Genomic DNA, 637 nt, shown 5'->3' with positions numbered 1-637 from the left:
GGTTCTGCCAGAAGTAGTTAGCCTAACCGCAAGGAGGGCGATTACCACGGCAGGGTTCGTGACTGGGGTGAAGTCGTAACAAGGTAGCCGTATCGGAAGGTGCGGCTGGATCACCTCCTTTCTGGAAAACACTGAAATCCTTGAATCATCTTCGGGTGGATCAAAAGATGGAAGTCATCAAAAGAAGCGTGCTTCGAAGAATCAAGCACCCACACTTATCGGTTGTTGATTGAGCAAAGAGCAAGAGTGAATACAGTTGGGTCTGTAGCTCAGTCGGTTAGAGCACCGTCTTGATAAGGCGGGGGTCGTTGGTTCGAATCCAACCAGACCCACCAACCTGGTCAAGCACACTGGGGGATTAGCTCAGCTGGGAGAGCACCTGCTTTGCAAGCAGGGGGTCGTCGGTTCGATCCCGTCATCCTCCACCATTCATTTGGTGATCATCTTGCTCTTGAGCTTGGGGTTGTAGACCTGAGCGCCTGCTGCGGACATTGTCCGGGCGGTGTTGAGGTCTACAGCTGAAAAGCTGTTTGTTCTTTAAAAATTCGTAGAGTCGAAATCAGCGTTGCTGGTGGAAAGCGTCCATTCGTAAAGGGTTGGGCGCACCGTGCCGCCAGCAACATCTTGATTGCGTCAA

2 tRNA genes and 1 rRNA gene are annotated in these 637 nt (G+C 52.0%); all 3 read left to right on the top strand.

The features are described 5' to 3' along the window. Positions 1–121 (top strand): 16S ribosomal RNA (locus tag ABG80_RS08880); the annotation flags it as partial. A 137-nt stretch (positions 122–258) separates the two neighbouring features. Beyond that, a tRNA-Ile gene (locus ABG80_RS08875) sits at positions 259–335 on the top strand. Positions 336–352: 17 nt separating this feature from the next. Beyond that, positions 353–428: transfer RNA gene (locus ABG80_RS08870), tRNA-Ala, on the top strand. Positions 429–637 lie beyond the last annotated feature (209 nt).

Origin of the sequence: Aquabacterium parvum, from assembly GCF_001447195.1 — a bacterium.
Taxonomy (GTDB): Bacteria; Pseudomonadota; Gammaproteobacteria; order Burkholderiales; family Burkholderiaceae_C; genus Aquabacterium; species Aquabacterium parvum.
The sequence above is the reverse complement of the archived record's forward strand: the minus strand, read 5'-3'. Positions and strand labels throughout refer to the sequence as shown.